We start from the raw sequence: 7,321 nt of genomic DNA on the forward strand, positions 1-7,321 counted from the left end.
AATCGCGGGCCCACCCCACCCAGGCCAGGAGAGCACCCATGCCACTTCCGTCCCTACCGGCTTCGCGATTCGAGGGCGGCTGCGCGTTCGCCGATGGCGCATACGTCCCCTTGTCCGAGGCGAAGATCTCGCTGTTCGACTGGGGCTTCACCCGCTCGGACGCGACCTACGACGTGGCCACCACCTGGCAGGGCGCATTCTTCCGGCTGGACGCGCACATGGACCGCTTCTTCGCCAGCCTGGAGAAGATGCGCCTGTCCATTCCCTACACGCGCGCCGAGCTGCGCGAGGTGCTGCACGGCTGCGTGCGCACCGCCGGCCTGCAGGATGCGTACGTGGCCATGGCGTGCACCCGAGGCGTGCCGCCGCGCGGCGCACGCGACCCGCGCCTGGCGCAGAACCGCTTCTATGCCTACGCCCTGCCCTATGTGTGGATCGCCTCGCCCGAGAAGCAGGCCGCCGGCATCGACCTGCACATCAGCAGCCGCCAGCGCATCGCGCCCGCATCGGTGGACCCGACGGTCAAGAACTACCACTGGATCGACCTGGTGCAGTCGCTCTTCGATGCCTACGACCTGGGCCGCGACACCAGCTGCGTGGTGGATGCGGAGGGCTGCGTCACCGAAGGCCCGGGCTTCAACGTGTTCGCGGTGCAGGGCGGCGTGGTGCACACCGCCGACCATGGCGTGCTGGAAGGCATTTCGCGCCGCACCGTGATCGAGCTGTGCGAAAAGTTCGGCATCCCCTTGCGCATCGCGCCACTGCCGGTGGCCTTGCTGCGCGGCGCGGACGAGGTGTTCCTCAGCTCCAGCGGCGGCGGCGTGCTGCCCATCGGCAAGGTCGACGGCCGGGCGCTGCCGACCTTTCCGGGCCCAGTCACCCGGCGGCTGCAGGAGGGCTACTGGGCCCTGCACGAAGATCCGGCGTACCGCGACCCGGTGGCGTACATCTAGTGTGCTGTCCCGCAAATAGCTACGCAGAAAAGCGCGCCTTTCAGGCCATGGCTGCGTTGCAAATCCTCGCGATACCACTGGGTATCGCTGCGGTTTGCGCCTTGCCCTGACCTGAAACGCATCGCTTTTCTCTGCGTAGCTATTTGCGGGACAGCACACTAGGCTCTGCGTCGCGCATCAACCGTCCACCGGCGAAGCGGGCGTGTCGAGCAGGAGCTGATAGAAGGCCGCGTCCAGCCACCGCCCGAACTTGAAGCCCACCTGCGGGAAGGTGCCGGCGTGCGCAAAGCCCAGGCTCTTGTGCAGCGCAATGCTCCCGGCATTGCCCGCGTCGATGCAGCCGACCAGCGCATGCAGGTTGGCGGCGCGTGCCCGCCGGATCAGCTCGCCGATCAGGACCTTGCCCAGGCCCTGCCCCCGGTGCTCGTGGTGCACGTACACGCTGTGCTCCACGGTGTACTTGTAGGCGGGAAAGGCGCGGAAGGTGCCGTAGCTCGCAAAGCCGATGAGCTTGCCGCTGTCATTGACGGCACCCACTACCGGAAAACCGTTGGCGCGCTTGGCGGAGAACCAGGCCTTCATCGCTTCCGGCGGGCGCGGCACGTAGTCGTACAGCGCCGTGGAGTTGACGATCGCCTCGTTGAGGATGGCCAGGATCGCATCGGCATGCTCGGCCTCGGTGCAGTCGATGAGGACGGTCTTTTCACTGCTGCTGCTCATCTCGATGTCCTCATTGGAGAAGCTGTACCGCCGCCTGGTCGCAGATCGCCACCAGGTACCTGGCCGCCTGCGTCGACGGGTTGTTGAACACCAGCGGCCGGTCGCGCCGGATGGCCAGGCAATCCCCGGCCTTCAATGCATAGCGCTGGTCGCCCAGCGTGAGTTCGATCTGCCCCTGCAGCACCCACACCTGCTGCTCGAGCGCCGGCTCGCGGCTGGCCGATTCGTAGGCCATGCGCGCACCCGCCGGAAAGTGCACCTCCACCAGCTGGATGGGCGTGGGCCAGTTGGGCGGCGTGAGGTTGCGCCGCAGGTAGCCGGATTCCGGATCCTTCCAGATGGCCTGCTCCGCGCGGCGCGACAGCGGCTGCTGCTGCGCCGACCGGTCCGGCCCGAACAGCGTGGCCATGGCCACGCCGAGCCCGGCCGCGAGCTTTTCGAGCACGGCCGCGGTCGGGCTGGCCTCGCCCCGCTCGATGAGCGAGATCATGGACTTGCTCACGCCGGACCGGGCGGCCAGCGACTCCATGGTCTCGGCCCGTGCCGCGCGCAGCTCGCGCACGCGCCGGGCGATGCGCATGTTGATGTCCTCTTCCTCGGGCGCGGTTGGCGCAGCGGATTCCTTCATGGTGGATCGATTTTCCAGGATGGTGGAATGACGGGTCAAGCACCTCCTACGCCCTATGGTCACGCACCGCCAAAACGTCTAGTCTTCGCGCCGCAGTTCCCGTGCGCGGGCCAGCTGCAGCGCAGGGCCGGCGCGTTCGGCTCCGAGAACGACAACAAGGGCCTGGGGGCCCGAGGAGACACGATGACATCCAAAGGTCTGGCGGCCGCATGGGCCGCGTGTGCAGTGCTGCTGCTCGCTTCATGCGGCGGCGGTTCCGGGTCCGGCGGCAGCACCGCCACCGGCAGCAGTGCAAAAAGCGATTCGCCACAGCAAGCCAAAGCCCAGGACGACGGCAACAGCGTGCGCCTGCGCGTGCTCTCCAGCAAGCCCGAGTACGTCTCGGGCGGCGATGCGCGCATCGAGGTGCGCGCCGCGCCGGGCCTGCGCGACAAGCTGGAGCTGTGGCTCAACGGTGCGCGGCTCGATGCCACGCTCGCCGAGACCGATGCCGGCCTCGAAGGCGTGATCAGCGGCCTGAAGGTGGGCGCCAACACCCTGGAGGTGCGCCACCGCAGCGGCAACGGCCAGCCGCGCGACCAGTTGCAGCTCACCAACTATCCGATCACCGGCCCGATGTTCACCGGGCCGCAGCAGACGCCCTTTGTCTGCACCACCATCCAAGGCGCGGTGAACAGGCAGCCGCTGGTGGACAGCGCCTCGGCACCCGGCTACCCGGTGCGCGACGCGCAGGGCAACCTGCTGGGCTACAGCCGCAACTGCTCGATCGACAGCTTCGTGAGCTACCAGTACCGCGGCACGGCGGGCGCGCTCAAGCCGCTGCCCGGCGACGGCTCGCGGCCGGCCGACATGAGCCAGGCGACGCTGGCGGACGGGCGCACCGTGGACTTCATCGTGCGGCGCGAGATCGGCAGCATCAACCGCTTCCTCTACAGCATCGCCATGCTCGCGCCCATGCCGGCGGCCGACAACGCGGCGCAGAGCGATACGTCGCTGTGGAACGGCAAGCTGCTGTACTGGTTCCAGGGCGGCGTGGCCATCGGCCACAGCCAGGGCACGGTGCACGGCGGCTCGATGAACCTGGACATCCTGAGGCAAGGCTGGGCCATCGTGCACTCCAGCGGCAACAACACCGGCACCCACTACAACATGAACCTGGCCGGCGAGACCGCGATGATGACCAAGGAGCGCTTCATCGAGCGCTACGGCGCGCCGGTCTACACCGTGGGCCTGGGCGGCTCGGGCGGCGCCATCCAGCAGTACATGATCGCGCAGAACAACCCGGGCGTGCTCGACGGCCTGCTGCCCGTGCAGAGCTACCCCGACATGGTCACCCAGACCATCCACGTGGGCGACTGCGAATTGCTCGAGCACTACATGGACGCGACCGACCGCACCAACACCAAGTGGCAGGTCACCAAGAACCGCACCTGGCTGGTGGGCATGAACGCTGAGGAGAACCCCGCCGGCGGGCCCAACACCAAGGTGAACGACGCGCTCGCGCCGCTCAAGCTCGCACTGGGCTACAGCACCGCCAAGGGCTCGACCGAATGCGTGCCGGCCTGGCGCGGCCTCACGCCGCTGACGCTGAACCCCTTGTACGGCCAGGCGCCCAACCAGCAGCTGTACGAGCCGCAGAGCGACATCGCAGCCATCCGCTGGACCCACTACGACGACCTGCGCAACGTCTACGGCGTGGACGCCACCGGCGCCGCGCGCGTCACCTGGGACAACGTGGGCGTGCAGTACGGCCTGAAGTCGCTGCGCGCGGGCCATATCACCATGGACGAGTTCGTGCACCTGAACTGGTACGTGGGCGGCTGGAAGCACCCCAGCGACATGGTGCAGGAGGGCTTTCCCTTCTTCGGCACCACGCAGGCCGAGATCAACAAGGCGCTGACCGTGCCCGGCTACTTCGACCCCTGGAGCGTGCGCAACATGCGCCTGGCCCCATCGGCCGATGCGCCGGCGCCGCGCACCGCGGGCGACCCAGCCGCCATGCGCGCGGCCTACACCTCGGGCCATGTGTTCACCGGGCGCCTGGACGTGCCGGCCATCGACCACCGCCAGTACATGGAACGCGAGCTGGACATGCACAACAGCCACCAGTCCTTCGCCGTGCGCAAGCGCGTGCTGCAGAAGATGGGCCACAGCGACAACCTGGTCGTGTGGTTCACCGACACCACGCCGGGCGTGCCCAAGGCCAGCCAGTCGCTGCAGGCGCTGGCCGTGATGGACCAGTGGCTGACCAACATGCGCACCAACCCGGCGGCCGGCATCGCGGGCAACAAGCCCGCCGATGCGCTGGACGCCTGCTTCGACCTGCAGGGCCATCGCATGAGCGCGGGCGCCGGCGTGTGGGGCGGCATCCTCGACAGCCAGCCGGCGGGCGCCTGCACGCAGGCCTTCCCGCTGTACGGCACCTCGCGCACCGTGGCCGGCGCGCCCCTGGAGGGCGGCATCTACCGCTGCGCGCTCAAGCCGGTGGAACAGGCCGTGGCCGACGGCACGTATGGCAGCGCGGTGCCGAGTGCGCAGCAGGTGGAGCAGCTCAAGCGCATCTTCCCGCAGGGGGTGTGCGACTACTCGAAGCCGGACCAGGCGCGGCCTGCGGAGGGGTGAGTTCTGGGGCGGTGTTGCTCGTTGCGGGCGACGAAGGGCATCGCCAACGGCGATAGCAACGCAACCCGACCCTCCTCTTCCGTGGGGATGCCGAGGTTGCGTTGACCTGTATCGTGGGGTTTCACTCCAGAAGCTCCATGACAGGACAGACTGCCATCAAGTCTCCATACAGCCAGGCGTTGACGCTGTTTCTATCGGTCTCATCGGCGTCGATCATCGTGCTTGCGCTCCTCGGCTACGGGGTTGCGACGTCGGCCGAAGCGAAGTTCGGTGTGCCGCACGCCATCATGTTCAACTCGACGTCCGACCTCTTGACGCTCGGAGGCTGGGCTGTCGTTGCGACGCTCACGCACCTCGGCAAGTTGTTTGAGTGGAACTTCTATCGGGACATCTGGACAGTGCTTTGGCCGGTGAGTTGGCCTGCACTCGTCATCGTGCTCGCCGGCACCGCGCTGATCGGCTCGATCCACCTGGCTCGGGATCGCAGCGGCAAATCGAACTGGCTGGAAGAAAGGCGCGCCTCCATTCGACACTGGGTGCGAAAGCACCCCTGGGTCGCCACCTGCCTGGCACTTCCTGTATTCGTCGCCTTCGGTACCTTTTCGGCGTGGATTCTCATCGCGCTGGCATTTGTGTTCGGGGTTGCGGTGCTCGCCGCGCTGCTCAGCGTGCTACCTGTGCTGGGCCACATTGCAGGAGAGAGTCACATCGACGATTGGGTCATCGGGCCGCAGATCTGCATTCCCATCAAACCGCGAGAAACGCGTTTGAGCGATGCAGGAGTCGCAAGATCCAAAGCGACTGGCGAGAAGCAGCGCGCGGCAAATTGCGTGGCCATCACACAATCTGACGGCAAGGAATTCAAAGGGCGCGTGGTCTTCGCGACCTTCAGCGCCATCGTGCTCTTTGACCCATTGGCTGGCACGGTTCAACGTGTGGCGACGGGCGGCGCGAACGTGGAGGTGATTGGGAAGCTCTGACCCGCTCGTCGGCCAGCTGAGAAGGTACGCAGCAGGTGGACGATCGATCCGTACGAAAGCAGCAAAATCGCAATCGTAGAAAGCACGACGCCCGCCATGTTCGCCGTATACGTGGCCGCGGCGCCAAGGCCAGTCCCTCGCTGCGTCCCTCTATGCCCTTTCCAGGCACCGAAGGTCAGGGCAAAGGTGAAGGACCAAATGGATACACAGAGCATTCCCGATGCCAAGGCCTTCAGGCTGGAAGGCAACTCGACAATCGAAAGATTGGGAGCAATGGCCAGAAGCATGACGCCGCCACCAACCAGGCTCGAGTGGGCAACCCGCCAGGCGCGAACGCGTTCTTCGTCGCGGTGATGATTGATTGCGCTGCCCAAGGGAGCCCCGCAAAGGAATCCGATGAGCAGCACCAAGAACCCGCTGCTTGCAAGAAGGCTCGCCGACATACTGCTCATTCTTCTTCCCTTTACATTCAGTGCCACGGGCCCTTGGCTACCGAGGCGCCGCACCCCTCGGCGGCGGCGGGCCCATCTTCATCAGGCCGTAGGTCGACAGCTCCTGCGCGGTGAGCCAAGTCACGCGGTCCGGCGGCGTTTCCATCATCCGGTCATGCAGGGTCGAAGGCAGCCCCATCTCTTCCAGGTACTGCCTCGCCTGCGCGTTGATGCCCTCGTACTGTGCCTTCTTGGCCCGGGCCGAGGTCACGCCGTCGTTCGGAATGTAGGGGCGATGGATGCCGACCCGGCCGCCCACGTAGCGCCCCTGCCCCGCGGCCAGCAGGTACACGCAGGCGCTGACACATGAGGCGCCGACCTCCACCCGCGTCGAGAACGAATACTTGCGGATGATCCGGCCGATGGACATGGCGACCCAGATGTTGCCGCCGCGGCTGTCGATGGCCACGTTGACGAACCCCGTGCCGGGCGGCGGCGTGTCGATGCCCTTGCCCGCCATGAAAGCCGCGGCGTCCTTGCGCGCCGCTTCTGCAATGCTGGTGAACGTTTCAATGTCCGCCTGCACCAGCTCGCCCTTGATCAGGATGTGCGGCGGCCGGTTGCCCGCCGCGGGCCGGTAGTGGATGCGTGCCGAGGCCGGAAGAAGAAAGGCGCAGGCGCCCAAAAAAATGATCGCGGCGCGCCAGATCCGGACCTGCATGGCCCCCCCTACACGTCGTCCTTGAGGAACAGGTCCCGGTCCGGCGAGAAGCTCCCATACAGCGGCAGCAGCGCGCCACCGACGGCGCGCGCGTCCGCCCCGATGGCGCCGGCCATCAGGCTGGGCCGCGCCAGGCCCTCCCAGTCGTAGCGGGCCAGCGCGGCATCGACCTGGGCCAGCGTGGCCGCCAGCAGCTCGCGCCCGAACGAGCCGTCGATGATCACGCTCTCCAGGTCCAGCAGCGCCGCCGCGTTGTGCGCCGCCAG

Annotated in this window: 7 protein-coding genes and 1 pseudogene; 3 read left to right on the plus strand and 5 right to left on the minus strand. The window is 67.1% G+C overall.

Annotated elements, in window-relative coordinates; translation table 11 throughout:
- Positions 1-38: 38 nt before the first annotated feature.
- Positions 39-953 (plus strand): aminotransferase class IV, encoded by a 915-nt coding sequence (locus VSO01S_RS17365; RefSeq protein ID WP_068644064.1) that lies wholly within the window; start codon positions 39-41, stop codon positions 951-953.
- Between the two features lie 177 nt (positions 954-1,130).
- On the opposite strand, the gene VSO01S_RS17370 is transcribed toward VSO01S_RS17365, so the two are convergent.
- Positions 1,131-1,673 carry a GNAT family N-acetyltransferase gene (locus tag VSO01S_RS17370; RefSeq protein ID WP_068644065.1) on the minus strand — a complete coding sequence of 181 codons (543 nt, stop codon included), beginning with the start codon at positions 1,671-1,673 and terminating at the stop codon, positions 1,131-1,133.
- A gap of 10 nt (positions 1,674-1,683) precedes the next feature.
- Positions 1,684-2,301 carry a helix-turn-helix domain-containing protein gene (locus VSO01S_RS17375; protein ID WP_068644066.1) on the minus strand — a complete coding sequence of 206 codons (618 nt, stop codon included), beginning with the start codon at positions 2,299-2,301 and terminating at the stop codon, positions 1,684-1,686.
- A 183-nt stretch (positions 2,302-2,484) separates the two neighbouring features.
- On the opposite strand from VSO01S_RS17375, the gene VSO01S_RS17380 reads away from it, so the two are divergent.
- The gene (locus tag VSO01S_RS17380) at positions 2,485-4,923 is read left to right on the plus strand and encodes a DUF6351 family protein (protein ID WP_068644067.1); all 2,439 of its coding nucleotides are present in this window, start codon (positions 2,485-2,487) and stop codon (positions 4,921-4,923) included.
- 137 nt (positions 4,924-5,060) lie between these two features.
- The gene (locus tag VSO01S_RS17385; protein WP_068644068.1) at positions 5,061-5,903 is read left to right on the plus strand and encodes a hypothetical protein; all 843 of its coding nucleotides are present in this window, start codon (positions 5,061-5,063) and stop codon (positions 5,901-5,903) included.
- Here the strand turns inward: VSO01S_RS17385 and VSO01S_RS27210 are convergent.
- The 3 genes and pseudogenes from VSO01S_RS27210 to VSO01S_RS27555 all read right to left on the minus strand — a co-directional run.
- Positions 5,852-6,355, minus strand: a complete 504-nt coding sequence (locus VSO01S_RS27210; RefSeq protein WP_153305297.1) for a styrene oxide isomerase — start codon at positions 6,353-6,355, stop codon at positions 5,852-5,854. The two genes, VSO01S_RS17385 and VSO01S_RS27210, sit on opposite strands and share 52 nt — an antisense overlap.
- Before the next feature lie 37 nt (positions 6,356-6,392).
- Positions 6,393-7,055, minus strand: a complete 663-nt coding sequence (locus tag VSO01S_RS17390) for a COG3904 family protein (RefSeq protein ID WP_068644069.1) — start codon at positions 7,053-7,055, stop codon at positions 6,393-6,395.
- Between the two features lie 8 nt (positions 7,056-7,063).
- Positions 7,064-7,321, minus strand: a pseudogene (locus VSO01S_RS27555) (ROK family transcriptional regulator); the annotation flags it as partial.

Origin of the sequence: Variovorax soli NBRC 106424, assembly GCF_001591385.1 — a bacterium.
Lineage (GTDB): Bacteria > Pseudomonadota > Gammaproteobacteria > Burkholderiales > Burkholderiaceae_C > Variovorax > Variovorax soli.

What these genes read in the sequence shown, in the direction of transcription:
- VSO01S_RS17365 (WP_068644064.1), top strand. Translation starts at nt 39, where the DNA reads ATGCCACTTCCGTCCCTACCGGCTTCGCGATTCGAGGGCGGCTGCGCG.
- VSO01S_RS17390 (WP_068644069.1), bottom strand. Translation starts at nt 7,055, where the DNA reads ATGCAGGTCCGGATCTGGCGCGCCGCGATCATTTTTTTGGGCGCCTGC.
- VSO01S_RS17375 (WP_068644066.1), bottom strand. Translation starts at nt 2,301, where the DNA reads ATGAAGGAATCCGCTGCGCCAACCGCGCCCGAGGAAGAGGACATCAAC.
- VSO01S_RS17385 (WP_068644068.1), top strand. Translation starts at nt 5,061, where the DNA reads ATGACAGGACAGACTGCCATCAAGTCTCCATACAGCCAGGCGTTGACG.
- VSO01S_RS17370 (WP_068644065.1), bottom strand. Translation starts at nt 1,673, where the DNA reads ATGAGCAGCAGCAGTGAAAAGACCGTCCTCATCGACTGCACCGAGGCC.
- VSO01S_RS27210 (WP_153305297.1), bottom strand. Translation starts at nt 6,355, where the DNA reads ATGAGCAGTATGTCGGCGAGCCTTCTTGCAAGCAGCGGGTTCTTGGTG.
- VSO01S_RS17380 (WP_068644067.1), top strand. Translation starts at nt 2,485, where the DNA reads ATGACATCCAAAGGTCTGGCGGCCGCATGGGCCGCGTGTGCAGTGCTG.